Below are 25141 nucleotides of genomic sequence, written 5' to 3' on the forward strand. Positions count from 1 at the left end.
TTCACCGGCCGCCCGCCGCAACGCGAGCCCACCTGACCGGCCACGTGGTCAAAAGCGCGACCGACCCCGTCGCTCAGGAGCGCGACCGGCCCGCATGGGCGGCATGCGACCAGCCAAGCGGCCACAAGCCTGGCCCGCCACATGGTCGCGAGCGTGACCGGCCGCGCCGTCGAAGTGAGATCGGCCACATGGTCGGAGGTGTGACGGTCGCCCGGTTAGCTCGTCGTGCGCTCTCGTCAGGTTTTCTCCAGGTATTCCGCTCGTTCGTCTGCCAGGAGGCGGTCGATCTCCGAGCGCAGGCCCGTGTGGCGTTCGAGGTCCGGGTCGTCCGTCAGCAGGGCCGCGGCCTCGTCTCTGGCGGTGGCGATGACGTCCTCGTCCCTGAGCAGTTGCAGGAGCTTCAGGGACGAGCGCTTGCCCGACTGGGCCGCGCCCAGCACGTCGCCCTCGCGTCGTTGCTCCAGGTCGACCCGGGACAGCTCGAAACCGTCGAGTGTGGCCGCCACCGCGTCCAGCCGGGCCCTGGCGGGGGTGCCTTCGGGGAAGTCGGAGACCAGGAGGCAGAGGCCGGGCAGGCCGCCTCGGCCGACGCGACCCCGAAGCTGGTGGAGCTGGGAGACGCCGAAGCGGTCGGCGTCCATGATGATCATGACGGAGGAGTTGGGGACGTCGACGCCCACCTCGATGACCGTCGTGGCCACCAGCACGTCGAGCTCGCCGCGCGTGAACGAGCGCATCACCGCGTCCTTCTCCTCCGGCGGCAGCTTGCCGTGCAGGGTGCCGACCCGCAAGTCGTGGAAGGGCCCCTCGGTCAGCAGCTCGGCCACGTCGAGGACGGCGAGCGGCGGCCTGCGCTCGTCGCCGCCGGTCGCCGCCGCGGCCAGGTCGCCCTCGTCGCCCTCCAGGTCGCCGATGCGCGGGCAGACGATGTAGGCCTGCCGGCCGAGCCCCACCTCCTCCCTGACCCGCTGCCAGGTGCGCTCCAGGAAGTGGGGCTTCTCGGCGGCCGGGACCACGTGGGTGGTGATCGGGGCGCGACCCGACGGCAGCTGCGACAGCGTCGAGACCTCCAGATCGCCGAAGACCGTCATGGCGACCGTGCGCGGGATCGGCGTCGCGGTCATCACCAGGACGTGCGGCCGGCCGCCGCCCGCCTTCTCACGCAGCGCGTCACGCTGCTCGACCCCGAACCGGTGCTGCTCGTCCACCACGACCAGCCCCAGGTCGGCGAACTGCACGTGCTCCTGCAGCAGCGCGTGGGTGCCCACGACGATGCCGGCCGTGCCCGAGGCCGCGTCGAGCAGCGCCGAGCGGCGGGCGGCCGCGCCCATGGAGCCGGTCAGCAGCGTGACCGCCGTGCCCCCGAACATCCCTCCCTGCGCGAGGTCGCCGAGCATGGCGGTGATCGACCGGTGGTGCTGCTGGGCCAGCACCTCGGTGGGCGCCAGCAGCGCGGCCTGGCCGCCGGCGTCGACCACCTGGAGCATCGCCCGCAGCGCGACCACCGTCTTGCCCGCGCCGACCTCGCCCTGCAGCAGCCGGTGCATGGGGTGTTCGAGTGCCAGGTCGGCGGCGATCTCCGCGCCGACCCGTTCCTGCCCCTCGGTCAGCGCGAACGGCAGCCGCGCGTCGAAGTCGGCGAGCAGCCCGTCGGGACGCCCTGGACGCGGCTTCGCGGGCCAGGCGGTGGCGGCCTGACGCCGCTGGAGCAGCACGGCCTGCAGCACGAACGCCTCGTCGAACTTCAGCCGCTTTCGCGCCCGCCCCACGTCGGCCATGGTCTTCGGCCGGTGCACGGCCACCAGCGCCTCCGCGAGGTCCTGAAGCCCATGCCGGGCCCGCAGGCCGGCGGGCAGCGGGTCGTCGAGGGGGCCGAGCGTGTCGAGCACGATGCCGATCGCGCGCCTGATCGCCCACGGCGTCAGGTCCTTGCCCGCCGGGTAGATCGGCACCGGCGCCGACGCGAACTCCTCGGCGCTCGCCTCGCTCTCCTCGAACAGCTCGAACTCGGGATGGGCGAGCTGCCAGCGCGGGCTCGTACGCGATCCGAACATCCCGACCTTGCCGGCGAACATCCCGCGCCGCCCCGGCTTGAGCCGCGACTCCGCCACGTGGGAGCCCTTGCCGAAGAACGACAGGTAGATCCTGTTGCGGTTGCCGTCGACGACCTCGACCTCCAGCCAGGTGCCGCCGCGGTTGCGCATGGGCTTGCGCATCAGCCGGCTCACCTCGCCCACCACGGTGACGTGCTCGTCGACCTCCAGCGCGTCGAGCGAGGTCAGCTCGCCGCGCTCGGCGTAGCGCCGGGGGTAGTGGCGCAGCAGGTCGCCGACCGTCTCAAGGTCGAGCACGCTGTGCAGCAGCTTGGCGGTCTTCGGGTCGAGCGCCTTCGTCAGAGGCTCGTCGAAACGGCTCACGGCAATAAGTTCTACCGCCTGCGGCCGACAGGAACCCCGGCGACGCTCACTCCACGCCGATCAGGAGCAGGTAGTCGCTCCTCGCACGCAGGTCAGGAGCGGGCAGGCCCTCTCTCCACGCCGATCAGCACGAGGGGACGATCTCTCCAGGCGGTAAGGAACGGGCAGACGCTCACTCCACGCCGATCAGCACGGGGTAGCCGCCCTGCTCGCCGTCGTACACGGCCAGATCCACGCCGGGGCGGGTGCGTCCGAGGTGGTCCTCCACCAGGCCCGCGAGGCCGTGCGGCGCCCGCTCCCCCGTGACGAGCGTGACCAGCTCGCCTCCGCCCGCGACCATCCGGTCCACCACCGTGACGGCCACGTCCCCGACCGAGTCGCCGATCACCGCCACGTCGCCGTCGATCAGGCCGAGCACGTCGCCGGGACGGCACACCCCGGCGCTGGTGAACGCCTCCCTGTCCGCCACCGTCACATGTCCGTACCTGGTGTGCCCGGCCGCGTCCGTCATCGCCACCACGTCGTCGTCGAAGCGGCGCAGCGGGTCGTGCACGGCCAGCGCCGCCAGGCCCTGCACGGTCGCCTTCGTGGGCAGCACGCTGACCACCACGCCGTCCTCGCGGGCGATCTCCGCCGCCGCGGCGGCGACCGCGTGTACCCCCTCGTCGTTCGGCAGCACCGCGACCTCGGCGCCCGCCTGCCTGATCGCGGCCAGCAGGGCGGGCAGCGTGGGCCGGCCGCCGGGCGCGCGGCGCACCACCACCGCGCCGCACTCCTCGAACAGCGCCGCGATCCCGTCGCCCGCCGCGACCGCCACGACGCCCCTGCCCGCGCCGCCCGTGTGCGTGCGCTCGGCCAGGTACGTGACCCTGATCCGGTGCGGCCGGCCCGCGCGGATGCCCGCCTCGACCGCCGGCCCGGCCTCGGCCACGTGGACGTGCACGTTCCACAGCCCCTCGCCACCTACCACGACCAGCGAGTCGCCCATGGCGTCGAGCTCATCCCGCAGCCCGGCCACGGCGCGGTCGTCGGCGTCCAGCAGGTACATCACCTCGTAGCCGGCCCCGACCTCGGTCATCGGCGACACGCGCAGGGTGGGGGCGGGCACCTCGTAGTGGTCGGCGTGGGAGCCGGTGATCACGGCGGCCAGCGTCTCCAGGACGATCGCCGCCCCCGCGCCGCCCGCGTCCACGACGCCGCTGCGGGCCAGCACGTCGAGCTGTCCGGGGGTACGGCGCAGCGCGGCCCGCGCCTCCCCCGCCGCCTGCCGCGCCACCTCAGGCAGGTCGCCGTCGACCCCCTGCACGGCCAGCGCCGCCGACTCCAGCACGCTCAGCACCGTGCCCTCGACCGGCCTGGCGACCGCCTCCCTGGCCAGCACGGCGGCCCTGAGCAGCCCGGCGCGCAGGTCCTCGCCGTCCTTCAGCACCTCGGCCAGGCCGCGTAACGCCTGGCTGACGATCACGCCGGAGTTGCCGCGCGCCCCCACCAGGGCGCCGTACGAGAGCGTCTGCCACACGACGGCCGCGTCCACGTCCTCGGGCAGGGACTCGACGGCCTCGGCGGCGGACAGCAGGGTCAGGTGCAGATTGGTCCCGGTGTCGCCGTCGGCGACCGGGAACACGTTGAGCGCGTCGATCTCCGTTCTGGCCCGGCCGAGCGCGTCGGCGGCCAGGCGGGCCCAGCGGCGCACCGCGGGCGGGTCGAGGATCTTCATGTGCGTCCTGCGACCTCCGCCCATGCGCTACCGTTGTGCGAGGAGGATATCGCCGCCCTGACCCGATCCAGATGCTCTGGTTCGCGCTCATAGTGCGCATCAGATATTCTCGACTGGCTGGCCGGTTGTCCCGGCATGCCCTCCGCCCGGAAAGCATCAGCGGACAGGGCTACATCGACTGTAATAAGGAGCGATACCGTGGCTTCCGTCTGCGATGTCTGCCGCAAGGGGCCGACCTTCGGCAACAACGTGTCCCACTCTCACCGCCGCACCCGCCGTCGCTGGAACCCCAACATCCAGACGGTCCGCGCGGTCATCGGCGGCACGCCGAAGAAGCTGAACGTGTGCACCTCGTGCATCAAGGCGGGCAAGGTCACCCGCTAGTTCTCACTTCCACGAAGGCCCGCCTCCCCCTGGGGAGCAGCGGGCCTTCGTCGTACCCACCCCCACCCCCACCCCGCTGCCCGTGACCGGGCGACGGCGGCGGGCTGAGGGACAGGCACGCGGGCTCTCGGCGATGCTTCGAGCGGGAGATGGGCCGGCGCCGACACGGGCCGTTGTCGTGCCGCGTGGGCGCCCGTACGGCCGTGTGGGTGACCGTACGGACTTGAGTGCGGGTCAGGGGCGCCACTGCCAGGCGTGGTCCACCGGGCCGATGCCCTCGCCCAGCGGGAAGCCGCGGGCGATCGCGCCCGTCACGTACTCCTTGGCCTTGCCCACCGCGGCCGGCACGTCGTCGCCCAGGGCGAGGCGGGAGGCGATGGCCGAGGCCAGCGTGCAGCCGGTGCCGTGGGTGTGGCGGTTGTCGAGGCGGTCGGCGGTGAAGCGGTACTCGGCGGTGCCGTCCGTGAGCAGGTCGACCGGGCGCCCGGGCAGGTGGCCGCCCTTGATCAGCGCCCAGGTGGGCCCCAGCTCCAGCACGGCGTCCGCGGCCCGCCGCAGCCCGTCCTCGTCCTCCACCTTGACGGAGGTGAGCTGCTCCACCTCCCAGAGGTTGGGCGTCACCACGGTGGCGACGGGCAGCAGCCGGGTGCGCAGCGTCTCGACGGCCTCGGGCGCGAGCAGCGTGTCGCCGTGCTTGGACACCCCGACGGGATCCACGATCACGGGAGCCGGGTAGGCGGCGAGCGCGCCGGCGACCGTCTCGACCAGCGCGGGCGAGGCCAGCATGCCGGTCTTCACCGCCTGGGCGCCGATGTCGCCGAGCACGGAGTCGAGCTGCGCGCGTACGGCCTCCGGCGGCAGCTCCCAGTAGCCCTGGACGCCCAGGGAGTTCTGGGCCGTGACCGCGGCGATGACGCTCATGCCGTGGACGCCCAGGGCCAGCATGGTCTTCAGGTCGGCCTGGATGCCCGCGCCGCCGCCGGAGTCGGAGCCGGCGACGGTCAGGACACGGGGAGGGATCGAAACCGTCATGTCCCCCATCCAACCATTCAGCTGACGGCGCACTCCCCTTCGACCATCCCGCAGTTCTGAGCCTTGGAGCCCCTGCCGGTGGCCGTGAACGAGACCTCGACCGTGTCACCGGCGGCCAGGGCGCCCGACACGTCCAGGATCAGCAGGTCGCCGTCCTGCGACCACTCGGCGCCGTCCACGTCCACGACCCGGCCGTCCACGGGCACGGAGACCGTGGGGCTCTGCAGCGTCCGCGCGGAGTCGTTGGACACCGTCATCCTGGCCTTGTAGGTGGTCAGGCGCTGCTGGATCGTCTGCTTGACGTTGACGGAGCCGGCGTTCGACGACTGCTCGAACGTCCCTGGGTCGCCGTTGTCGGACGATTCCGGCGTGCCGACGCCGGTGCCCGCGTCGGTGTCCTCCAGGGGCGCGGGGTCCTCGGTGGGCGCCTCCGACACGGTCTCATCGACCGGCGGCTCGTCCACCAGCGGGTCATCCGTGGGCTCCGCCGTCTTCTTCACCTTGGACTTGGTGGGCGTCGGCGTGGGGGTCGCGGTCCTGCGCGGCGCCCTGGCGCTGTAGGTGGCCGTCGGCTTGGGAGTGTCGGCGGGCTCGGTCTCCTCGGCCTCCTCCGTCGGCTCCTCCTCCGGCGCCGGCTCGGCGTCCTCCTCCTCGGCCGGCTCGGAGACGGCGGGTCCAGGCTGTCCTGTCGTCTGTACGGCGGCGCAGGTCACGCCCTCGCACTTGGCCGGATCGCCCGAGCTCATGAACTTCACGCCCGCCACGGTGCCGCCGAGTACGACGGCCACGGCGGCGACGGAGAGCAGCGCCACGCGGCCCTTGCCCGCGCCTCCCGGCGCGGCGGCCAGCATGTCGTCATCGCCGCCACCGCCACCGCGGCCCGACCTGCGCCGGCCACGGCGGCCTCTGGGCTCCTCGTCCGGCACGTCGGAGTCGCTCGCCCAGCCGGAGCCGAGGAAGCCGGTCTCGGCCTCGGCCCAGGCGGGGGCGTTGTGCACGGCGGTCGGCTCACCGGCCACCTTGATGTCGCCCGGCTCGGGCGGAGCGGCGAAGCCGGGTCCAGGCGGGCCGTCGAACCTGGCGGTGCGGTTCGCGTCCTCGTCGTAGGAGTCGAAAGGATCGCGGGAGTCGGGGCCGCCGAACGGCCCCGAGCGCTCGTCACGCCCGTCGAACGGACCCGGCTGGTCGAAGGGGCCGGACTGGCCGGAAGGCCGGTCGAAAGGATCGGACGACCCGGCAGCGCCCGGCCGGGCGAAGGGGTCGGGCCGGCCGGCCGCGCCCGGCCGGTCGAACGGTCCCGGCTGGCCGAAGACGTCCGGCTGGTCGAAGGGACCAGGCTGACCGGAGGAACCAGGCTGACCAGAAGGACCCGGCTGCCCGAAGACGTCCGGCTGGTCGAAGGGACCGGGCCGGCCGTTGGGACCAGGCTGGCCGGAGGGACCCGGCCGGCTGAAGACGTCCGGCTGCTCGAAAGGCCCGGATCCGCCCGGCTGCGGCCCGCCGAAGAAGGCCGTCTGCCCGGGGTCCTGCGCGTCGCGGCCGGGCATCCCGCCCTGGCCGCCGCCGAAGACCGACGTCTGGTCGGGCCCGTTGAACGGCTCCTGCCGGTCGAACCCGCCGGGTGCACCGGCGTCGCCGCGCCTGCCGAAAGGCCCGTCGCCGGCCTCGTCGAAGGGGTCTTTGCCCGGCCCCGCCTGGTCGGCGGCGCCGTCGAAGAAGCCGCCTGGACGATCCACGGGCGGATTCCAGTCGGAGGGACGGGTGAACGCGCCCGTCGTCTCGAACGGCCCTGAGTCGTCCCCTCTCGGGGACGGCGGCGGCGTGAAGGCGCCCGCGGGGTCGTTGGCCGGTGGAAGGCCGCCGGCGGAGTCGGAGGGCACCGCGAAGGCTCCGGTGGTCTCGAACGGCTCCGACTGCGGAGCGCGCGGAGCCGGCCCGTCGGCGCGCCGGGGCATGGGTGCCCACTGGCCCGTCACCTCAGGCTGGTCCGGCAGCGACGGCCAGCCTGGCGCGTCGTCATGCTCGTCAGGACCCCAGAATGCGCTGCCGTTCCCCCGTTCTTCCCCGTCGTCGGATCCACCTGTGCCGTGGCGGCCCATGGCTGCCCTTTCTGCCGGTTACAGTGGCCGCCAATCTTCATAACACCTTTGATACGCCGTTGTCACAGCAATCCCGCTAGTCGTACCCCAAAACAGGAAAACTTCACGTAAATCGGGACAACTCATCACCGAAAGTGATCCCACCCGCGACGGCCGATTTCTCGCCCATACACCATGACGCCCTCACCTTCGACCACGCGGCCCACCACCTGCCACTCGGGCGGCAGTCGTACGTCAGCGGGAAAGACCGCCGCGAGGGCGTGATCTTCGCCACCCGTGAGCACCCATTCGAGCGGATCGGCCCCCAGTTCCTTGGCCGCCGCCGCCACCGGCTCGGCCACCGCGAACTCCCGCGGATCGAGCTCGACGCCCACCCCGCCGGCCTCGGCCACGTGCCCGAGGTCCTGCAGCAGCCCGTCGCTCACGTCCAGCATCGCGCTCGCGCCCAGCTCAGCGGCCAGGGGCCCCATCGCGTACGGAGGACTAGGCCGCCGATGCCCGGCCACCGCCTCCGCGAGCAGCGGCGTCTCCACCGGCACGCCCGCCTCCAGCAGCGCCCAGCCCGCGGCGGCGTAGCCGAGCCGGCCCGCCACCGCCACCACCTGCCCGGGCCTGGCTCCCGAGCGCAGCACGGGGGCGCGCCCGGCCAGGTCGCCCATCGCGGTCACCCCGATGACGACCAGGTCGCAGCGGGTCACGTCACCGCCGGCCACGCTCGCGCCGACCGTCGCGCACTCGTCGGCGAACCCGTCGGTCAGCTCGTCCAGCCAGCTCAGCGGCAGGTCGGCGGGCACGCCCAGGCCGACCACGATGGCCGTCGGCGTCGCGCCCATGGCGGCCACGTCGGCCAGGTTCTGGGCGGCGGCCTTGCGGCCCACGTCATATCCGCCGGACCAGTCGCGGCGGAAGTGCCTGCCCTCCAGCAACAGGTCCGTGGAGACCACGACCCGGCCGTCGGGCGCGCCGACGAGAGCGGCGTCGTCACCCGGTCCGAGCATTACCGCCGCACTTTGGGGCAGACGTCCGGTAATACGATTTACCACACCGAATTCGCCGAGATCTCCGACTGTGATGACGCACCTCCTGACGCACACAGGGTACGGTGGCCCTTCGGCGTGATCGAATCGCCCGGGAGGACGTGATGGTGCAGGCCTACATCCTTATCCAGACCGAGGTCGGCAAAGCCGCCGCCGTGGCCCGCGAGATCTCCGGCATTCCGGGGGTCACCCAAGCGGAGGACGTCACGGGGCCTTACGACGTGATCGTGCGCGCGGAGGCCAACAACGTCGACGAACTGGGCAAGCTCGTGGTCGCCCAGATTCAGGCGGTGGAGGGGATCACGCGTACCCTTACGTGTCCGATCGTCCATATCTGAAGGTAGTCGTCGCATGCGTGCCGCCGCCGTCCTGCTCGTTCTCCTGGCACTCGCCGGTTGCGGCGGCACCGTGCGGGTCGAACCGCCCGCCCCGCAGGGCGAGGCGGCGGCGGCCTGCGCCAAGCTCGCCACCCTGCTGCCCGCGACGCTCGACGGCGAGGAGCGCGGGTCCTCCACGCCGGAGTCGCCGTACGTGGCCGTCTGGGGCTCCGGCGTCATCGCGCTGCGCTGCGGCGTCCCCAGGCCCGTCAGGATGGCGCCCACCGACCAGCTCCAGGAGGTCGGCGGGGTGGGCTGGTTCGCCGACCCCGACAAGCCCGCGCTGTTCACGGCGGTGACCGACCTCGCCTACGTGGAGGTCACGCTCGGCGGCGAGCACGTCGCCGCCGAGGTGCTCGCCGACCTGTCGAAACCCATCGCGCAGATCGCCCCTGAAGCCTGACGGGCGCGCCGCCCCAGGCCCGGCCGGCGCATCGCGGCCCGCGCGAGCGCGACGGCCCCGCGCGTGATCCGCGCCAGGAGCCGGGACAGGCTCATCTCAGGCCGGGCGAACGCGAGAGCGCGAGCTGCACCAGCCGGTCGACCAGGGCCGGGTAGGACAGGCCCGAGGCCGCCCAGAGCTGCGGGGCCACCGACAGCGACGTGAACCCGGGCATGGTGTTGATCTCGTTGAAGATCACCTGGCCCTCGGGCGTGTAGAAGAAGTCGACCCGCGCCAGCCCCTCGCATTCGAGCGCCTCGAACGCGCGCACGGCCATCGCGCGCAGCTCCTCGGCCGTCTCCTGCGGGATGTCGGCGGGCACCGTGAGCGACATCTGGTCGGGGTAGTACTTCGCCTCGAAGTCGAAGAAGTCCTGGCCGCCCTCGACCCGCACCTCACCGGGCATCGACGCGGTGGCCGGCTCGTCGCCCAGCGACTGCAGCACCGCGCACTCGATCTCGCGGCCGACGATCGCGGCCTCGATGATCACCTTGGGGTCGTGCTGCCTGGCCGCCTCCACGGCCGCCTCCAGCTCGGCCCGGTCGGAGGCCTTGGAGATGCCCTGGGACGAGCCCGCCCTGGCCGGCTTGACGAAGACCGGGTAGCCCAGCTCCTCGGCCTCCTTGAGCACGCACTCCCGCCCGATGCGCCAGTCGCGGTCGCGTACGACGACGTAACGGCCGGTCGGCAGGCCCGCGGCGGCCATCACGGTCTTCATGTGGGCCTTGTCCATGCCGACCGCGCTGGCCAGCACGCCGGAGCCGACATAGCGGACGCCGGCCATCTCCAGCAGCCCCTGGATCGTGCCGTCCTCGGCGAACGGGCCGTGCATCACGGGGAACACCACGTCGACCGAGCCGAGCTCGACCGGGATGCTGCCGGGGTCGTAGGCCACCAACGAGCTGTCGCCCGAGGGCAGCGCCAGCGCCGCGCCCGAGGTGTCGACGACCGGCAGCTCGCCCGACTCGATGGCGAACCGCTGGTCGGAGGCTGCCAGCACCCACCTGCCGTCCTGGGCGATCCCGATGGGGATCACCTCGTACTTGGTCCTGTCGATCGCATCCAGCACGCTGCCCGCTCCCATCAGGGAAACGGCGTGCTCGGAATTGCGGCCTCCGAAAACGACGGCGACGCGTGGCTTGCTCATGGTGTCCGAATCTACCGGGGTGTCCGTGTCACAGCGAGTCGAGCACGCCGTAATCAGGTGTTTCTCACAAGCCGTACCGCTCGGGCTTGGGAGAACGGGACATCAGCAGCGTGCCCGCCTCCGCGGGTGACATGCCGTCGTGGACGACCCCGACGACCACCTCGGTGATCGGCATCTCGACGTCGTGCTTCCTGGCCAGTTCGAGTACGGACTCGCAGGACTTCACGCCCTCGGCGGTCTGCCTGGTCGCGGCGACGGCCTCGGCCAGCGTCATGCCCCGGCCCAGGTTCTCCCCGAACGTACGGTTGCGCGACAGCGGCGACGTGCACGTGGCCACCAGGTCGCCCATGCCCGCGAGCCCCGCGAACGTGTGGGCGTCGGCCCCGAGCGCCGCACCCAGACGGGAGATCTCGGCCAGTCCCCTGGTGATGAGCATGGCGCTGACGTTGTCGCCCATGCCCATGCCGGCGGAGACGCCCACGGCCAGCGCGATCACGTTCTTCACCGCGCCGCCCAGCTCGACCCCGACCACGTCGGGGTTGGTGTAGGGGCGGAACCACGGCGGCAGGTGGCAGATCGCCTGCAGCCGCGCGGCGACCCGCTCGTCGGTGCAGGCCACCACGGTGGCGGCGGGCTGACGCTCGGCGATCTCCCTGGCCAGGTTGGGCCCGGACACGACCGCGACGCGTTCCTGCGGCCATTCGGCGACCTCGTGGATCACCTCGCTCATGCGCTTGGTCGTGCCGAGCTCGATGCCCTTCATCAGGCTCACCAGGACCGCGCCGGACGGGATGTGGGCGCGCCAGGCGGCCAGGTTGGCCCGCAGGCTCTGCGCCGGCACGGTGAGCACCACGAAGTCGGCCCCCGCCAGCGCCCGCTCGGGGTCGGTCGTGGCCCGCAGCGTGGCGGGCAGCCGGATGCCGGGCAGGTAGTCGGGGTTGACGTGATCGCGGTCGATGGCCTCGGTCACCTCGGCCCTGCGCCCCCACATCGTGACCTCGTTGCCGGCCTCCGTGAGGATCATCGCGAACGTGGTGCCCCACGAGCCCGTTCCGAAAACGGCCACCTTCGTCATGCCATCACCGTCCGGCGGGATCGTAGGGAGTCTCCGGCGCCTTCTCGCCGCGCAGCTCGGCGAGCTGCGCGGTGACCGCCGCCATGATGTCGGCCGTCGCCTCGCGCAGCACGTCGGCGTGCGGCGGCCGGCCGGCGTACTTCGACAGGTCCACCGGCGGCCCCACCGTCACGCGGAACGTCTTGCGCGGGAACAGCCGGGGCTTCTTCTCCCCGTAGGGCAGCAGCTCCTGCGCCCCCCAGTGGGCCATGGGGATGACCGGGGCGCCGCTCTCCAGCGCCAGCCGGGCGGCGCCCGTCTTGCCCACCATGGGCCACAGGTCGGGATCGCGGGTGCACGTGCCCTCCGGGTAGAACAGGATCGCGCACCCGTCGGCCAGCCGCTCGGCCGAGATGCGCAGCGACTCGGCCGCCTCGCTGCTGCCCCTGGCCACCGGGATGGCCAGCAGGCTGCGCACCGCCCGGCCGAGGAAGAAGATCTTGAACAGGCCCGACTTGGCCAGGATCACCGGCCAGCGGCCGTTGTTGTAGAGGAAGTGCGACAGCAGGACGGGGTCGGCCCAGGACAGGTGGTTGGTGGCGATGATCACGCCGCCGGTGCGCGGGATGCGCTCGCCGTTGCGCCAGTCTCGTTTGACCAGGAGCCGGGACAGCGGTTTCACCACGACTACTGCGAAGGTCTCCCAGAAACGCGATGGTCGCGTGGGGCGGCTCATGGTCTCCTCCAACAGCTGCGGGATGCGCCCCAAGTCTCCCGGTTGGCCGTGCGGGATGTCGAGGCGCGATGCTTACCCTATGAGCATCCGCTGGTCCCTGGTCATTCCGGTGAAGACGCTGGTCGCGGCGAAGACCCGGCTGGCCGCCGCGACGGGCCCGCACAGAACGCGCCTGGCCGTGGCCGTGGCCAGTGACACCGTCTCGGCCGCGCTCGCCTGCCCGCTGGTCGCGCGCGTGATCGTGGTCACCGCCGATCCCGCCGCCGCGGGGCCGCTGGACGCACTCGGGGCCGACGTGGTGTCCGACCCCGACCGGGGGCTGAACACGGCGCTGCGCACGGGGGCCGCCCATGCCGTACGCCTGGCGCCGGGCGACGCCGTGGGGGCGTTGCAGGCCGACCTGCCTGCCCTGCGCCCGGCCGAGCTGGCGCTGGCGCTGGCGGCGGCGGCCGAGTTCGACCAGTCGTTCGTGCCCGACGCGCTCGACGTCGGGACGACGTTCTACGGGGTACGGGCGGGGCGGCCGTTCACGCCCAGGTTCGGCGGGGAGTCGCGGGCCAAGCACCTGGCCGGCGGGGCCAAGGAGCTGTGCGTGCCGGGGATCGACTCGGTCAGGCGCGACGTGGACACCCCCGACGACCTGCGCGCGGCCGTGCGGCTCGGGCTCGGCCGGCACACGGCGGCGGTCGTCGCCGACCTGTGGCCTGACCCGGCCCTCATCCCGTCCTCGAACCCGGCCCCGCCCGCCTGAGCGCGCCGGCCTGCTGAGCGCGCCCGCCCTCGTGAGCGAGCCGGCCTGTCGCGCGCGCCCGCCTCGGCGTGCTCGTCGTACAGGTGGGGAGCGATTAATCTGAGCGCATGCAGGCGACCGTACGCACCTTCGACGAGACCACCCGCTCCGGCACGGTCTTCCTCGACGACGGCACCGTCCTTCCGTTCGGCGCCCCCGCCTTCGACGCGGGCCCGCTGCGCCTGCTCCGCTCCGGCCAGCGGGTCAACCTCGCGATGTCCGGCGGCGAGATCGGCTACATCACGCTGTCGACTTTCCCGGTACCGGACGCCTAGAAAAAAGCGGACGCCCGGGCCGACGGGCCCGGGCGTGACAGTCCGCTCGCGTTTACTTCTTCTTGCCGATTTTCTTGCCGCCCGTGTTCACCAGCTCTTTGAAATCCGAGCCGGGACGGAACTTGGGCGCCCAGCTCTCGGCGACGTTGATTTCCGCGCCGGTCGACGGGTTCCGCGCCGTGCGGGCGGGCTTGTTCACCATCTCGAACGCGCCGAAGCCCGTGATCGAGACCTTGTCGCCACTGGCCACAGCTTTCTGGATGGCGTCGATGACCGCGTTGACGGCCTCGGTGGCCGTCTTCCTGTCGCCCACCCGATCCGCGATGGCCTCGACGAGTTCTCGCTTGTTCATGAAAGTCCTGCTCCCCCAGTTACGGCTCGGGGTTCCAGCTCACGAGTTCGACGTAGAAACCCCTTACGGGCTCGAAAGTAGGCGGGATCGCGGGGGAACTCAATCACCCGGCGTGTTTTCTTCGTCGCGTGGCGTGTCGAACGCGTCGTCAAGGGAGGCCAGAAACGCTTCGAGGCGTACCGCGGCCCTTTCCGGATCTCGCTTCGCGACGTCGCATATCGCGAGATAACGGCGCGCGATCCGCTCTTTTTCGGCGGCGGGCAGCATGCGGACGCGGCGGTGCGCCTCGCGCAACCGCCGCGCCAGTTCGTCGTCTTCTAGACGGTCGTCGGCAGCCATGGCTGCCGACCATTCTCGTACGCCGCCACGTCGTCGGCGTGACGCAGGGTCAGCCCGATGTCGTCGAGCCCCTCCGTCAGCCGCCAGCGGGTGTAGTCGTCGATCTCGAACGCGACCACCTCGCCGGCCCACCGCACCTGGCGTTCGCCCAGGTCGACGGTCACTTCCAGCTTCGGGTCCGCCTCGACGGCCGCCTGCAGCGCCTCGACCCGCTCGGCCGGCAGGACGACCGGCAGCAGGCCCATCTTGGTGGAGTTGTTGCGGAAGATGTCGCCGAAGCGGGCGGCGATCACGACGCGGAACCCGTACTGCTGCAGCGCCCACACCGCGTGCTCGCGGGAGGAGCCGGTGCCGAAGTCGGGGCCGGAGACCAGGATCGAGGCCCCCTCGTAGGAGGGGTCGTTGAGGACGAACGTCGGGTCCTCGCGCCAGGCGGCGAACAGGCCCTTCTCGAAACCGGTGCGGCTGACCTGCTTGAGCCAGACGGCCGGGATGATCTGGTCGGTGTCGACGTTGCTGCGGCGCAGCGGCACCGCCGTACCGGTGTGGGTGGTGAAGGCTTCCATCGGTCTGTCTCCTTACAGGTCGGCGGGGGCGGTGAGGCGGCCGGTGACGGCGGTCGCGGCGGCGACCTGCGGCGACACCAGGTGGGTGCGGCCTCCCTTGCCCTGCCGGCCCTCGAAGTTGCGGTTGGAGGTGGAGGCGCTGCGCTCGCCCGGCTTGAGCGTGTCGGGGTTCATGCCCAGGCACATCGAGCAGCCGGCCTCGCGCCATTCGGCGCCCGCGGCCTTGAACACCTCGTGCAGGCCCTCCTCCTCGGCCTGCCGCTTGACCATCATCGAGCCGGGCACGATGAGCGTGCGGGTGGTGACCTGGCGGCCGCGCAGGATCTCGGCGGCCGAGCGCAGGTCCTCGATCCGGCCGTTGGTGCAGGAGCCGACGAACACCGTGTCGACCTCGATCTCGCGCAGCGGCGTGCCGGCGCGCAGGCCCATGTATTCGAGCGCCCGCTCGGCGGCCGAGCGCGCCACCGGGTCGGCGAACGACTCGGGGTCGGGCACGCTCTCGCCCAGCGGCAGGCCCTGGCCCGGGTTGGTGCCCCACGTCACGTACGGGGTCAGCGTCGAGGCGTCGATGTGGACGACCTTGTCGAACACGGCGTCGTCGTCGGTGCGCAGCGACGTCCAGTACTCGACGGCCTGGTCCCACGCCTCGCCCTCCGGCGCGTGCGGGCGGCCTTTCAGGTACGCGAACGTGGTCTCGTCCGGGGCGATCATGCCCGCCCGCGCGCCCGCCTCGATCGACATGTTGCAGACGGTCATGCGGCCCTCCATGGAGAGCTTGCGCACGGCCTCGCCGCGGTATTCGACGATGTAGCCCTGGCCGCCGCCGGTGCCGATCTCGGCGATGATGGCCAGGATCAGGTCCTTCGCCGTGACGCCGGCGGGCAGCTCGCCCGAGACCTCGATGGCCATCGTCTTGGGCCGGTAGGCGGGCAGCGTCTGCGTGGCCAGCACGTGCTCGACCTCGGAGGTGCCGATGCCGAACGCGATGCCGCCGAACGCGCCGTGGGTGGAGGTGTGCGAGTCGCCGCACACGATGGTCATGCCCGGCTGGGTCAGGCCGAACTGCGGCCCGATGATGTGCACCACGCCCTGACCGGCGTCGCCCATCGGATGGAGCCGGATGCCGAACTCGGCGGCGTTCTTGCGCAGGGTCTCGACCTGCGTCTTGGACACCGGGTCGGAGATCGGGCCGAGCAGGGTCGGGACGTTGTGGTCCTCGGTGGCGATGGTGAGATCGGGCCGTCGCACCTTCCGGCCGGCGAGACGGAGTCCGTCGAACGCCTGCGGACTGGTCACCTCGTGGATGAGGTGCAGGTCGATGTAGAGCAGGTCCGGTTCGCCCTCCGCGCGACGGACTACGTGCTGCTCCCAGACCTTCTCGGCCAGTGTGCGGCCCATGATCTCCTCCTTGAGAATCATCCGACTTGCCTTCTCATATGTCGAGACGGCAGTATCGGTGTATGGACAACTCTAGCGGAGTCGGAGTACTCGACAAGGCGGTTCTTGTACTCAATGCCCTCGAAGCGGGACCCGCTTCGCTGGCTCAGCTGGTCCAGGCGACCGGCCTGGCCCGCCCCACCGCCCACCGGCTGGCCGTCGCACTTGAGCACCACAGAATTGTGAGTCGCGACACACAGGGAAGATTCGTCCTCGGGCCCCGGCTGTCGGAGTTGTCCACGGCGGCCGGCGAGGACCGGCTGCTCGCGGTGGCCGCGCCCGTGTTGATGCAGGTGCGCGACCTCACCGGGGAGAGCGCGCAGCTCTACCGCCGCCAGGGTGACGAACGCGTGTGCGTGGCCGCGGCCGAACGGGCCAGCGGCCTGCGTGACACCGTTCCCGTCGGCTCCGCGCTGCCCATGACGGCCGGCTCCGCGGCGCAGATCCTGCTGGCCTGGGAGGAGCCCGACCGGCTGCACCGCGGGTTGCGCGGCGCCAAGTTCACCGCCGCCACGCTGGCCTCCGTCCGGCGCCGGGGCTGGGCCCACAGCGTGGGAGAACGCGAGCAGGGGGTGGCCAGCGTCTCGGCCCCGATAAGGGGCAGCGGCGGCAAGGTGATCGCGGCCGTGTCCGTCTCCGGGCCCATCGAACGGCTGACGAGAGCGCCCGGACGACTGCACGCGGTGCCCGTCATGGCGGCGGCCGAACGGATCACCGAGGCGATGCGCCGCACGTCATGATCAGCAAAAGGATGTATTTCGGGAGCCGACTGCCTCGCGGGCACACTAGCCTGAGTGCGTGACAGATCGCATCGAGGTAGCCGCCACTGAGCTGCGACCCCTGCTCGAAGAGTTCATCATGTGGGCGCGTGCGAACGCGCCCGGGAGCGACCCCGAGCTCGTGGGACCCGCCGCACTGTGGCACCGTCTCGCCTTCTCGCAGGACCTCGGCACGTGGAAGCGCGCCGACCTGCGTAACCTGCTGCTCGACCGCATGCCCAAGGTCGTGGAGGATCCCGACGCCGCCGCCGACGGCATGCTTCCGGCCGTGGACGCCTACCTGACGTTCCTGTCCCAGACCGGCCGGCTGGCCAAGGGCTCCGACAGCCTCGCCGATCTGCAGGCCGAACTCGACGACGTCGAGGACGAGTTCGTCGACCTCATGGAGGAGATGCTGGACGACTCCGAGGGCGACGACGAGGCCGAGGCGGCCGAGTCCGGCGACCTCGGCGACTTCGAGCCGTTCGCCGACGAACTGGCCGACCTCGACACGATCAGGCTGCGGCCCGACTCCGAGCTCGCCGCGGCGGCCCGCGAGGTGCCGCTCGTCGCCAAGGCCCGTGATCTGGCCGTATGGGTCGGCTCGGGCCGGCGGGTGGGCGAGGACACCCTGCTCACCGACGCCGAGGTGGAGGAGGCGCTGCGGGCCACGGGCCTGCCCAGGCCGGAGACCGACGGCCCCATCGCCGAGGCCGTGCCGCAGCTGTGGAACATCTGGAACCTCGCGGTCGACCTGGAGTTCCTGGAGCCGGGCGAGGCCGGCACGGTGGCGGTGCAGGACGACACCTCCGAGTGGCCGTTCGACGACGACGAGGACGTGCTCGACGCCTGGATGCTCGGGCTCCACTCGGTCGACTACGGCGACCCCGAGCTGGAGGACGACGACCTCACGATGGCCCTGGCGGGCCTGACCAGGGGGCTGCTGGTGCGGCTGCTGCTCGCGGGCGGCTCGCGTGATCTCGGTGAGCTGTCGCGCGATCTGGCCGAGGCCGCCGCCGAGCTCGACGAGCTGGGCGCGGACGCCTGGGAGGCGGCCGGCGACCCGGTGGCCTCCGCCGTCGAATGGCTGACCGGCTACGGCATGGTCGAGCTCGACGACGGCACGCTGCGCCTCACGCCGCTCGGCACCGAGGGCGTCATCCACCTGGTGGACGACGCCGACATCGAGGTCGACGCCCGGCCGGCGATCGAGTCCATGAGCGCCCACGAGCTGCTCGCGCTGAGCGCCGAGCTGCCCGAGGAGGAGGCCGACGCCGAGTTCGCCGCCTGGATGCGGCTGCGCGAGCCCGCCAAGGCGGCCGAGGAGCTGCTGGACGCGGCGGCCGAGGACGAGAGTGACGCGCTGATCAGGGTGCAGGCCGCGAGCGTGGTCGGCACGCTGGGCGAGGCCGCCGTGCCGGCCTGGCAGGCCGCGCTCAAGCAGTCGTCGCTGCGTCCCTACGCGGCGACGCAGCTGAGCCAGCTCGGGGTCGAGGGCGCGCCCGAGCCGACGACGGACGACACCCACTGGCTCATCCTCGACATGTGGACGATCTCGGCGGGGCTGGGGCGCTCGGAGTTCGTGAGCAGCCTGCGCGACATCGGGCCCGACATGGTCAACAGCCTGCTGGAGGTGATCTGGAAGATCCCGCACGCCCACGTGGAGGAGCTGCTGGATCTGATCTCGCAGGTGCATCCGGACAAGCAGGTGGCCAAGGCCGCCAGGCGGGCGCTGTTCAAGGCCCGCTCCGCCTGATCCGGCTCGACCGACGACCCCCCCGCCGCCGGCCGCGGCGGGGGGATCTCGCGTTCCTGGGTCGTACTCGCTTCGGGGACACGCGGACTGAGATCGGGTGGGGAAAACAAAATCGCTCCGGGCGATGTGCACCGGAGCGATTGTTGCTGCAGACGTAGTCCCGACCGGATTCGAACCGGCGCTACCGCCTTGAGAGGGCGGCGTCCTGGGCCACTAGACGACGGGACCTTAGCGAGCTTGTGACAGTGGTAGTCCCGACCGGATTCGAACCGGCGCTACCGCCTTGAGAGGGCGGCGTCCTGGGCCACTAGACGACGGGACCCTGTCCACAAGCTGGTGTGCCGGGCCTCCCCGGCGACGCAGGTAACTCTACCGCACCCGGAAGACCACACCAAACCGCTTATCCGCCTACCAGATCGGCTCTGTGGCGCCGGACCCAGTCGCCCATCGGGCCTCGTTCCCACCGCGGATCGAACTCACCCAGCGGGATCGCCACCTCCGGCCTGCCCGTGGCGGGGTCCACGGGGACGGCGGCGAGGCGGGCGCGCATCCAGCGGGGAACGCGGGGCGGGACCGTGCGCTCGCCCCATCCGATCAGCCCGGTCGAGCGCAGCGGCCGCACCCGCGCCCTGGCGGAGCCGGGACGCCCGATCACGCGGGGATCGGCCGGCTGCGTGTCCACGACGCCGACCCTGGTGATGTCCGGCCAGCGGAGGCGGACACGGAAGCCGTGGGAGTCGGTCAGCTCGACGCCGTCGGCGGAGAAGCGGACGACGGTGCCCGTGGTGAGGCGGCGGTGCTTGCCGGCCAGGACGGCGACCAGCACGCCGGTGGCGAGCGCGCCGATGACGACGCCGAGCGCGGTGTCGTTCGTCAGGATGGCGCCGAGGAGGAGGCAGACGGCGAAGAAGAGCACGAGCGGGGCGATGAACGGAAGCAGGAAGCGCGGGAAGCCGCCCGCGGGAAGACGAAATTCAGCCATAAGTGGGGCGCGACTCTACCGGATCCGCCCGAACCGCCCGCCCCCGGGCAAACGGACCCGGATCGACGAGCCCGATCGACGAGCGAGGATCGGCGACCTCGATCGGCCGGCGGGGAGGCGAGGGCTAGCGGGCGAGCAGGCCGCGGCGGTAGGCCTCGCCGACGGCGGCGGCGCGGTCGCGGACGTCGAGTTTGGCGTAGATGTGCAGCAGGTGCGTCTTCACGCTGGCCTCGCTGATGAGCAGGCCGGCCGCCGCCTCCTTGTTCGTCGCTCCCCCGGCCACCAGCCGCAGCACCTCCAGCTCGCGCTTGCTCAGCTGTCCCCTCGCGGGCCTGCGCAGGTGGTCGGCCAGGCGGCCGGTCACGGCGGGGGCGAGCACGGTCTCGCCCCGGTGGACGGCGTGCACGGCCCGGACCAGTTCCTCCTTCGGGGCGTCCTTGAGCAGGTAGCCGCCGGCCCCCGCTTCGAGCGCGGGCACGACGTCGCCGTCGAACGTGGTGAGGACCAGGATGCGCGGCCCGGTGCCGCTGAGCCGGCGGATGGCGCTCAGCCCGTCGAGGCCGGGCATGCGCAGGTCCATGAGCACGACGTCGGGGACGAGCTCGGCGGCCAGCCGCACGGCCTGGTCGCCGTCGGCCGCCTCGCCGACCACCTCCAGGCCGGGCTCGCCGTCGAAGGCGGCGCGCAGTCCCTCGCGCACGATCGGATGATCGTCGGCTATCAGCAGCCGCAGGGGCATCGGTCCTCCTCGTCCCGTGGGCGTCGGCTCGGCGGGCATCCGTCCGCACCAGGATCTCATCAGCGGCCGGAATCTCGCCCCTGGCCGGAGTGTCGCGCCTGTCGGGATCTCACCGCTCACCGTGGCCGGGGAGGGCGGGGACGGCCGTCGCGACGGTCGTGCCCCGGCCCGGTTCCGACTCGATCTCCAGGGTGCCGCCCACGCCGCGGACGCGCCGGCGCATTCCGTCCAACCCGAAGCCGTCAGTACGCTCCTGCGGGGCGAAACCGGTTCCGTCGTCGCGGATGTCCAGCAGGACGAGTTCGTCCGTGTACGAGAGGGTCAGCGCCGTCCTGGTGGCTCCGGCGTGCTTCGCCACGTTGGCCAGGGACTCCTGGGTGACCCGGAAGAGGACCTTCTCCACGTCGGCGGAGAGCGGCACGGGCTGCCCGGTGACCTCGTACCGGAGCTCCACCCCGGCGGTGTCGGCCCACGATCTGGCCAGGTGGCCGATCGCGTCCGGCAGCCTGGCCTCCTCCAGCGGCTCGGGCCGCAGGGCGCTCACGGATCTGCGGGTCTCGGTCAGGCCGCGGCGGGCGAGCTCGGAGGCGCGGTCGAGGTGACGGCCGCGTACGTCGTCCCGGCCGGCGCGGGAGGCCGCGTCGAGCTGGCCGATCAGGGCGACGAGGTCCTGGGCCAGCGTGTCGTGGATCTCGCCGGCGACCCGGTGCCGCTCGTCGAGCACGCCGGCCCGCCTGGCCTGGTCGAGCAGCCTGGCGTTGAGGTCGGCGTTCTCGTCCATGGCGGCGCGCAGGCGGGTGACCAGGCGGCGGCGTTTGTCGTGCTCGGCGGAGACGTACCAGCCGGCCAGGACCAGCGGCAGCGCGACGCCGGCGATCACCGTGAGCAGTGTCGCCCGCGCGCCCGGCGCCGACTGGGTGGTGACGTTGACCAGGGCGGTCAGCGTGACGCCCGCCATGATCAGCCGGGCCGGGAGCATGGCGATGGCCAGCGGGTAGCCGATCGAGGCGAAGACGACGAAGGCCGTACTCCGGAACGACAGGGCGGCGGCGAGCGCGAGCAGCACCAGGTAGTGGGTCACGACGAGCGCGCGGCGCCGGTCGCGGCGCGGGTAGAGCCAGGGGACGGCGGCCAGCCAGACGGCGGCGAGCAGGACGAGCACCGGCCAGGGCACCGACTGCCAGGGCGGGAACGGCCACTCCGGCGGCGCGGCGGGGACGCCCAGGAGGGCGGCCGCGGTCGCGGAGATCGCGAGCAGTGCGTAGGCGAGCGCCGGGTAGACCCAGCGTTCGCGGCCGTCGAGCCAGCTCATGGGGTCAAGCCTGGCACGGGGTCCACCGATCGGTTGATGGCCGTCGTCGGCCGCATGTCCGCCCCGGCGGGCGATGTGCGCCCCCTGCCTCCGGCGCGAGCATCGAGGCATGAACGAACCGACCCGCAGAGCGGCCCTCCGGCTCGCCGCCGCCACCGGCGCGGCCGCCACCGCGTCCACCACCATGTCCGTCCTGAGCTCGTCCGCCTCCGCCCAGGGAAAGAGCAGAGAAGTGACCACGTACGTCTTCGTGACCGGTTCCAACGGCATGGCCTCGGGCGACGCCGAACTCGTGCTGCGCGGCCACCGCACCGTGGGCGTGAGCCTGCCGGGGCACGGCCCCGAGGAGCAGTTCCACGCCGCTTATCAGGCGCCGCAGGACCTCAAGGCGCTCGCCGCGCTCCCCTCCCCCATGGCCGGGGTGACGCTGGACGACTACGTGGAGGCCACCGTGAACGTGGTGCGCCGGGCCGCCCGGTACGGCCCGGTCATCCTGGTGGGCGGCAGCCTGGGCGGCTCGACGATCACGAAGGCGGCCGACGAGGTGCCCGGCCTGATCGACCGGCTGGTCTACGTGGGCGCGTACTGCTGCACGAAGCTGCGGTCGCCGGCCGAGTACCTGGAGACGCCGGAGGGGAGCACGAGCCTCGGCGCGGCCATCCTGCCGGCCGTCGTCGGCGATCCCGCCGTGCTCAAGGCGATCAGGCTCAACTGGCGCACGAACGACGCGAAGTTCCTGGCCGCGGCGAAGGCGGCGTTCATGGCGGAGGGGACAGACGGGGAGTTTCTCGCCATGCTCAACTCGTCGCTGCCGGACGAGAGCCTCCAGGTGTCCAGCGCCGACGCCAGGGGCCGCAAGGACGCCTGGGGACGGGTGCCACGGGTCTACGTCAGGCAGACGCTGGACCGGGTGATCCCGCCGGCGCTGCAGGACCGCATGATCAGGGAGGCGGACGAGGCGACGCCGGGCAACCGGTTCGAGGTCTTCTCGGTGAAGGGGCCGCACGCGCCGACGCGGAAGTCGTACCGGCGGATCACCGAAATTCTCGCCGGGCTGGCCCGGTAAACAAAAACGGACATCTCGCTGAGAGATGTCCGTGTAAATGCTGGGGTACCAGGACTCGAACCTAGACTAACTGAACCAGAATCAGTCGTGCTGCCAATTACACCATACCCCACCGCTGCGATCTCCTCGCGGAGCGCGCTTGGCGACGTCCGAAAGAATAGCCCAGCTCTGGGGCTAAGACCAAAACGATTCGCCGACCCGCCGTCCGCCGCTCCCCTCACGTGCCCGGCCGTGCCAAGCTGAAGGGGACAAAACACGCACGTGGAGGAGCCCAAGCGTTGGCTGAGAATCCGTTGTTCGCCCCCAGCGACCTGCCGTACGAGCTGCCGCCCTTCGCCGAGATCCGCGAGGAGCACTACCTGCCGGCCTTCGAGCGCGGCATGGCCGAGCAGCTGGCCGAGGTCGACGCGATCGCGAGCGGCACCGAGCCGCCGACGTTCGCGAACACGATCGCCGCGCTCGAGCGGTCGGGCCGGATCCTCGACCGCACGGCCACGGCCTTCTTCACCGTCTCGGCGTCCAACACGACCGACGGCCTCATGGAGATCGAGAAGCGGGTCTCGCCCCAGCTGACCCGCCACAGCGACGCGATCCGGCTCAACCGGGCCCTGTGGGCCCGGATCAAGCAGGTCACCACGGAGGACGCCGAGGAGGCCTGGCTGCTGGAGAAGTACCGCGACGACTTCATCAGGGCCGGGGCCGACCTGTCGGAGCCGGAGCAGGACCGGCTGCGCGCGATCAACGAGGAGCTGTCGAAGCTCTCGACGACGTTCGCGCAGAGCCTGCTCAAGGCGTCCACCGAGTCGGCGCTGCGGGTGACGGACCCGAAGGAGCTCGACGGGTTCGACGAGGCCGAGATCGAGGCGCTGCGCCAGGACGACGGCACGTACGTGCTGCCGCTGCTCAACTACACCCTCCAGCCGGGCCTGGCCCGGCTGACCGACCGCGACGTGCGCCGCCGCCTCTACGAGCTGAGCGTCAACCGGGCGCCGGGCAACTTCGAGCTGGCGGTCACGATGGCGACGCTGCGGGCGGAGCGAGCGGCGCTGCTCGGCTTCCCCAGCCACGCCGCCTACTCGGTCGCCGACCAGACGGCCAAGACCGTCGAGGCGGTCGAGAACATGCTCGGCCAGCTCGTCGGCCCCGCCGTGCGCAACGCCAAGAAGGAGGCGGAGGCGCTGGCAGAGCAGGCCGGGTTCGCGATCGAGCCGTGGGACTGGTCCTACTACTCCGAGAAGGTGCGCCAGGCCCGCTACGACTTCGACGGCGCGGCGATGCGGCCGTACTTCGAGCTCGACCGCGTCTACCGCGACGGCGTGTTCTTCGCGGCCACGAAGCTGTACGGGATCACCTTCGCCGAGCGGCCCGACCTGGGCGGCTACCACCCCGACGTGAGCGTGTTCGAGGTGGCGGACGAGGACGGGACTCCGCTGGGGCTGTTCGTGCTCGACCCGTACGCCAGGCCGGGCAAGCGCGGCGGCGCGTGGATGAACAACCTGGTCGACCAGTCGATCCTGTTCGGGCAGAAGCCGGTGGTGATCAACAACCTCAACGTGACCAAGCCGGCCTCCGGGCCGACGCTGCTGACGTACGACGAGGTGAACACGGCCTTCCACGAGTTCGGCCACGCGCTGCACGGGCTGTTCTCGAAGGTGCGCTACCCGCGCGTGTCCGGCACCAGCGTGCCGCGCGACTTCGTCGAGTACCCGTCGCAGGTCAACGAGATGTGGGTGACCTGGCCCGAGATCCTGGCCAACTACGCCAAGCACCACGAGACGGGCGAGCCGATGCCGGCCGAGCTGGTGCAGAAGCTGAAGGCGGCCGAGATGTTCAACCAGGGCTTCCAGACCGTCGAATACCTGGCCGCCACGCTGCTCGACTGGGCCTGGCACAAGCTGGCCACCGGCGAGACCGTGGCCGACCCCGAGGCGTTCGAGGCGACCGCCCTGGAGGCGGCCGGGATCGCCTTCCCGCTGGTGCGGCCGCGGTACCGGACCAACTACTTCGCCCACATCTTCACGGGCGGCTACAGCGCCGGCTACTACTCCTACATCTGGAGCGAGGTGCTGGACGCGGAGAGCGTGGAGTGGTTCAAGGAGAACGGCGGGCTCACCCGGGCGAACGGCGACCACTTCCGCCGCGAGCTGCTGTCCAGGGGCGGGAGCATCGACCCGCTGACGGCCTTCCGCAACTTCCGCGGGCGCGAGGCCACGATCCAGCCGCTGCTGGCCCGCCGCGGCCTCACCTGAGCCGCCGCCCGTACGGGACTCACGTGACCGCTGACACCCGAGCGGCCCGCCGCGCACGACGCGTGGCGGGCCGCTCGC

24 protein-coding genes and 3 tRNA genes are annotated in these 25141 nt (G+C 71.9%); 9 read left to right on the forward strand and 18 right to left on the reverse strand.

Features of this window, described 5'->3' with window-relative positions; genetic code table 11:
• Positions 1-236: 236 nt before the first annotated feature.
• Together recG and B0I32_RS42090 are read right to left on the reverse strand one after the other, a co-directional pair.
• Positions 237-2417, reverse strand: a complete 2181-nt coding sequence (gene recG, locus B0I32_RS42085) for an ATP-dependent DNA helicase RecG (protein WP_106249256.1) — start codon at positions 2415-2417, stop codon at positions 237-239.
• A gap of 172 nt (positions 2418-2589) precedes the next feature.
• Entirely contained in the window at positions 2590-4134 is a 1545-nt protein-coding gene (locus B0I32_RS42090) for a DAK2 domain-containing protein (protein ID WP_106249258.1), read from the reverse strand.
• A gap of 198 nt (positions 4135-4332) precedes the next feature.
• On the opposite strand from B0I32_RS42090, the gene rpmB reads away from it, so the two are divergent.
• Complete coding sequence (gene rpmB, locus B0I32_RS42095) at positions 4333-4518, forward strand: 50S ribosomal protein L28 (protein ID WP_049556934.1); 186 nt, start codon at positions 4333-4335, stop codon at positions 4516-4518.
• Positions 4519-4752: 234 nt separating this feature from the next.
• Here rpmB and thiD read toward each other — a convergent pair whose 3' ends face one another.
• From thiD to B0I32_RS42110, 3 genes are all read right to left on the reverse strand, one after another.
• Positions 4753-5559 carry a bifunctional hydroxymethylpyrimidine kinase/phosphomethylpyrimidine kinase gene (thiD, locus tag B0I32_RS42100; RefSeq protein WP_106249259.1) on the reverse strand — a complete coding sequence of 269 codons (807 nt, stop codon included), beginning with the start codon at positions 5557-5559 and terminating at the stop codon, positions 4753-4755.
• Positions 5560-5567: 8 nt separating this feature from the next.
• Positions 5568-7505, reverse strand: a complete 1938-nt coding sequence (locus B0I32_RS42105) for a hypothetical protein (RefSeq protein ID WP_106249261.1) — start codon at positions 7503-7505, stop codon at positions 5568-5570.
• A gap of 269 nt (positions 7506-7774) precedes the next feature.
• The gene (locus B0I32_RS42110) at positions 7775-8743 is read right to left on the reverse strand and encodes a thiamine-phosphate kinase (protein ID WP_219912292.1); all 969 of its coding nucleotides are present in this window, start codon (positions 8741-8743) and stop codon (positions 7775-7777) included.
• Between the two features lie 47 nt (positions 8744-8790).
• Here B0I32_RS42110 and B0I32_RS42115 point away from each other — a divergent pair, with 47 nt between their 5' ends.
• Together B0I32_RS42115 and B0I32_RS42120 are read left to right on the forward strand one after the other, a co-directional pair.
• Positions 8791-9024: an Lrp/AsnC family transcriptional regulator gene (locus B0I32_RS42115; protein WP_106249262.1), complete on the forward strand. Its 234-nt coding sequence runs from the start codon at positions 8791-8793 to the stop codon at positions 9022-9024.
• Between the two features lie 13 nt (positions 9025-9037).
• Positions 9038-9466, forward strand: a complete 429-nt coding sequence (locus tag B0I32_RS42120) for a DUF3515 family protein (RefSeq protein WP_106249264.1) — start codon at positions 9038-9040, stop codon at positions 9464-9466.
• A 91-nt stretch (positions 9467-9557) separates the two neighbouring features.
• Here the strand turns inward: B0I32_RS42120 and B0I32_RS42125 are convergent, their stop codons facing one another.
• The 3 genes from B0I32_RS42125 to B0I32_RS42135 all read right to left on the reverse strand — a co-directional run bounded on the left by B0I32_RS42125 (position 9558) and on the right by B0I32_RS42135 (position 12442).
• Positions 9558-10652 (reverse strand): D-alanine--D-alanine ligase family protein, encoded by a 1095-nt coding sequence (locus B0I32_RS42125; RefSeq protein ID WP_106249265.1) that lies wholly within the window; start codon positions 10650-10652, stop codon positions 9558-9560.
• A 64-nt stretch (positions 10653-10716) separates the two neighbouring features.
• Complete coding sequence (locus B0I32_RS42130) at positions 10717-11727, reverse strand: NAD(P)H-dependent glycerol-3-phosphate dehydrogenase (protein ID WP_106249267.1); 1011 nt, start codon at positions 11725-11727, stop codon at positions 10717-10719.
• A 4-nt stretch (positions 11728-11731) separates the two neighbouring features.
• A complete protein-coding gene (locus B0I32_RS42135) occupies positions 11732-12442 on the reverse strand; it encodes a lysophospholipid acyltransferase family protein (RefSeq protein WP_106249268.1) in 711 nt (236 codons plus the stop codon).
• A 79-nt stretch (positions 12443-12521) separates the two neighbouring features.
• On the opposite strand from B0I32_RS42135, the gene cofC reads away from it, so the two are divergent.
• Both cofC and B0I32_RS42145 read left to right on the forward strand, forming a co-directional pair.
• Positions 12522-13193, forward strand: coding sequence for a 2-phospho-L-lactate guanylyltransferase (cofC, locus tag B0I32_RS42140; RefSeq protein WP_106249270.1), 672 nt, complete (start codon positions 12522-12524; stop codon positions 13191-13193).
• Between the two features lie 107 nt (positions 13194-13300).
• On the forward strand, positions 13301-13507 hold the full coding sequence (locus B0I32_RS42145) for a hypothetical protein (protein WP_106249272.1): 207 nt from the start codon (positions 13301-13303) through the stop codon (positions 13505-13507).
• Positions 13508-13559: 52 nt separating this feature from the next.
• Here the strand turns inward: B0I32_RS42145 and B0I32_RS42150 are convergent, their stop codons facing one another.
• The 4 genes from B0I32_RS42150 to leuC form a co-directional block, all read right to left on the reverse strand.
• A complete protein-coding gene (locus B0I32_RS42150) occupies positions 13560-13859 on the reverse strand; it encodes an HU family DNA-binding protein (RefSeq protein ID WP_106249273.1) in 300 nt (99 codons plus the stop codon).
• A 99-nt stretch (positions 13860-13958) separates the two neighbouring features.
• Complete coding sequence (locus tag B0I32_RS56870; RefSeq protein WP_146178510.1) at positions 13959-14198, reverse strand: SCO5555 family protein; 240 nt, start codon at positions 14196-14198, stop codon at positions 13959-13961.
• Positions 14177-14764 (reverse strand): 3-isopropylmalate dehydratase small subunit, encoded by a 588-nt coding sequence (leuD, locus tag B0I32_RS42155; protein ID WP_106249275.1) that lies wholly within the window; start codon positions 14762-14764, stop codon positions 14177-14179. The genes B0I32_RS56870 and leuD overlap by 22 nt, the downstream gene beginning before the upstream one ends.
• A gap of 12 nt (positions 14765-14776) precedes the next feature.
• The gene (gene leuC / locus B0I32_RS42160; protein ID WP_106249489.1) at positions 14777-16162 is read right to left on the reverse strand and encodes a 3-isopropylmalate dehydratase large subunit; all 1386 of its coding nucleotides are present in this window, start codon (positions 16160-16162) and stop codon (positions 14777-14779) included.
• A gap of 62 nt (positions 16163-16224) precedes the next feature.
• Here leuC and B0I32_RS42165 point away from each other — a divergent pair, with 62 nt between their 5' ends.
• Together B0I32_RS42165 and B0I32_RS42170 are read left to right on the forward strand one after the other, a co-directional pair.
• The gene (locus B0I32_RS42165) at positions 16225-16941 is read left to right on the forward strand and encodes an IclR family transcriptional regulator (RefSeq protein ID WP_106249277.1); all 717 of its coding nucleotides are present in this window, start codon (positions 16225-16227) and stop codon (positions 16939-16941) included.
• Positions 16942-16999: 58 nt separating this feature from the next.
• Positions 17000-18715, forward strand: coding sequence for a hypothetical protein (locus B0I32_RS42170; protein WP_106249278.1), 1716 nt, complete (start codon positions 17000-17002; stop codon positions 18713-18715).
• Positions 18716-18870: 155 nt separating this feature from the next.
• Here B0I32_RS42170 and B0I32_RS42175 read toward each other — a convergent pair.
• The 5 genes from B0I32_RS42175 to B0I32_RS42195 all read right to left on the reverse strand — a co-directional run bounded on the left by B0I32_RS42175 (position 18871) and on the right by B0I32_RS42195 (position 21748).
• Positions 18871-18943: transfer RNA gene (locus tag B0I32_RS42175), tRNA-Glu, on the reverse strand.
• 18 nt (positions 18944-18961) lie between these two features.
• A tRNA-Glu gene (locus B0I32_RS42180) sits at positions 18962-19037 on the reverse strand.
• A 78-nt stretch (positions 19038-19115) separates the two neighbouring features.
• A complete protein-coding gene (locus B0I32_RS42185; RefSeq protein ID WP_106249280.1) occupies positions 19116-19697 on the reverse strand; it encodes a hypothetical protein in 582 nt (193 codons plus the stop codon).
• Positions 19698-19821: 124 nt separating this feature from the next.
• Positions 19822-20436, reverse strand: a complete 615-nt coding sequence (locus B0I32_RS42190; protein ID WP_106249281.1) for a response regulator — start codon at positions 20434-20436, stop codon at positions 19822-19824.
• A 109-nt stretch (positions 20437-20545) separates the two neighbouring features.
• Entirely contained in the window at positions 20546-21748 is a 1203-nt protein-coding gene (locus B0I32_RS42195) for a sensor histidine kinase (RefSeq protein WP_106249283.1), read from the reverse strand.
• Between the two features lie 109 nt (positions 21749-21857).
• Between B0I32_RS42195 and B0I32_RS42200 the strand changes: the two genes are divergently transcribed.
• Positions 21858-22814 (forward strand): alpha/beta fold hydrolase, encoded by a 957-nt coding sequence (locus tag B0I32_RS42200; RefSeq protein ID WP_245956369.1) that lies wholly within the window; start codon positions 21858-21860, stop codon positions 22812-22814.
• Positions 22815-22854: 40 nt separating this feature from the next.
• On the opposite strand, the gene B0I32_RS42205 is transcribed toward B0I32_RS42200, so the two are convergent.
• A tRNA-Gln gene (locus tag B0I32_RS42205) sits at positions 22855-22926 on the reverse strand.
• Positions 22927-23092: 166 nt separating this feature from the next.
• On the opposite strand from B0I32_RS42205, the gene B0I32_RS42210 reads away from it, so the two are divergent.
• Entirely contained in the window at positions 23093-25063 is a 1971-nt protein-coding gene (locus B0I32_RS42210) for a M3 family metallopeptidase (RefSeq protein ID WP_106249285.1), read from the forward strand.
• The last annotated feature ends 78 nt before the right edge of the window (positions 25064-25141 follow it).

It is taken from the genome of Nonomuraea fuscirosea, from assembly GCF_003001935.1.
GTDB classification, from domain to species: Bacteria; Actinomycetota; Actinomycetes; order Streptosporangiales; family Streptosporangiaceae; genus Nonomuraea; species Nonomuraea fuscirosea.

What these genes read in the sequence shown, in the direction of transcription:
- B0I32_RS42090 (WP_106249258.1), bottom strand. Translation starts at nt 4,134, where the DNA reads ATGAAGATCCTCGACCCGCCCGCGGTGCGCCGCTGGGCCCGCCTGGCC.
- thiD (WP_106249259.1), bottom strand. Translation starts at nt 5,559, where the DNA reads ATGGGGGACATGACGGTTTCGATCCCTCCCCGTGTCCTGACCGTCGCC.
- B0I32_RS42105 (WP_106249261.1), bottom strand. Translation starts at nt 7,505, where the DNA reads ATGCCCCGGCGCGCCGACGGGCCGGCTCCGCGCGCTCCGCAGTCGGAG.
- B0I32_RS42115 (WP_106249262.1), top strand. Translation starts at nt 8,791, where the DNA reads ATGGTGCAGGCCTACATCCTTATCCAGACCGAGGTCGGCAAAGCCGCC.
- B0I32_RS42120 (WP_106249264.1), top strand. Translation starts at nt 9,038, where the DNA reads ATGCGTGCCGCCGCCGTCCTGCTCGTTCTCCTGGCACTCGCCGGTTGC.
- B0I32_RS42125 (WP_106249265.1), bottom strand. Translation starts at nt 10,652, where the DNA reads ATGAGCAAGCCACGCGTCGCCGTCGTTTTCGGAGGCCGCAATTCCGAG.
- B0I32_RS42130 (WP_106249267.1), bottom strand. Translation starts at nt 11,727, where the DNA reads ATGACGAAGGTGGCCGTTTTCGGAACGGGCTCGTGGGGCACCACGTTC.
- B0I32_RS42135 (WP_106249268.1), bottom strand. Translation starts at nt 12,442, where the DNA reads ATGAGCCGCCCCACGCGACCATCGCGTTTCTGGGAGACCTTCGCAGTA.
- cofC (WP_106249270.1), top strand. Translation starts at nt 12,522, where the DNA reads ATGAGCATCCGCTGGTCCCTGGTCATTCCGGTGAAGACGCTGGTCGCG.
- B0I32_RS42145 (WP_106249272.1), top strand. Translation starts at nt 13,301, where the DNA reads ATGCAGGCGACCGTACGCACCTTCGACGAGACCACCCGCTCCGGCACG.
- B0I32_RS42150 (WP_106249273.1), bottom strand. Translation starts at nt 13,859, where the DNA reads ATGAACAAGCGAGAACTCGTCGAGGCCATCGCGGATCGGGTGGGCGAC.
- B0I32_RS56870 (WP_146178510.1), bottom strand. Translation starts at nt 14,198, where the DNA reads ATGGCTGCCGACGACCGTCTAGAAGACGACGAACTGGCGCGGCGGTTG.
- leuD (WP_106249275.1), bottom strand. Translation starts at nt 14,764, where the DNA reads ATGGAAGCCTTCACCACCCACACCGGTACGGCGGTGCCGCTGCGCCGC.
- leuC (WP_106249489.1), bottom strand. Translation starts at nt 16,162, where the DNA reads ATGGGCCGCACACTGGCCGAGAAGGTCTGGGAGCAGCACGTAGTCCGT.
- B0I32_RS42165 (WP_106249277.1), top strand. Translation starts at nt 16,225, where the DNA reads ATGGACAACTCTAGCGGAGTCGGAGTACTCGACAAGGCGGTTCTTGTA.
- B0I32_RS42185 (WP_106249280.1), bottom strand. Translation starts at nt 19,697, where the DNA reads ATGGCTGAATTTCGTCTTCCCGCGGGCGGCTTCCCGCGCTTCCTGCTT.
- B0I32_RS42190 (WP_106249281.1), bottom strand. Translation starts at nt 20,436, where the DNA reads ATGCCCCTGCGGCTGCTGATAGCCGACGATCATCCGATCGTGCGCGAG.
- B0I32_RS42195 (WP_106249283.1), bottom strand. Translation starts at nt 21,748, where the DNA reads ATGAGCTGGCTCGACGGCCGCGAACGCTGGGTCTACCCGGCGCTCGCC.
- B0I32_RS42200 (WP_245956369.1), top strand. Translation starts at nt 21,858, where the DNA reads ATGAACGAACCGACCCGCAGAGCGGCCCTCCGGCTCGCCGCCGCCACC.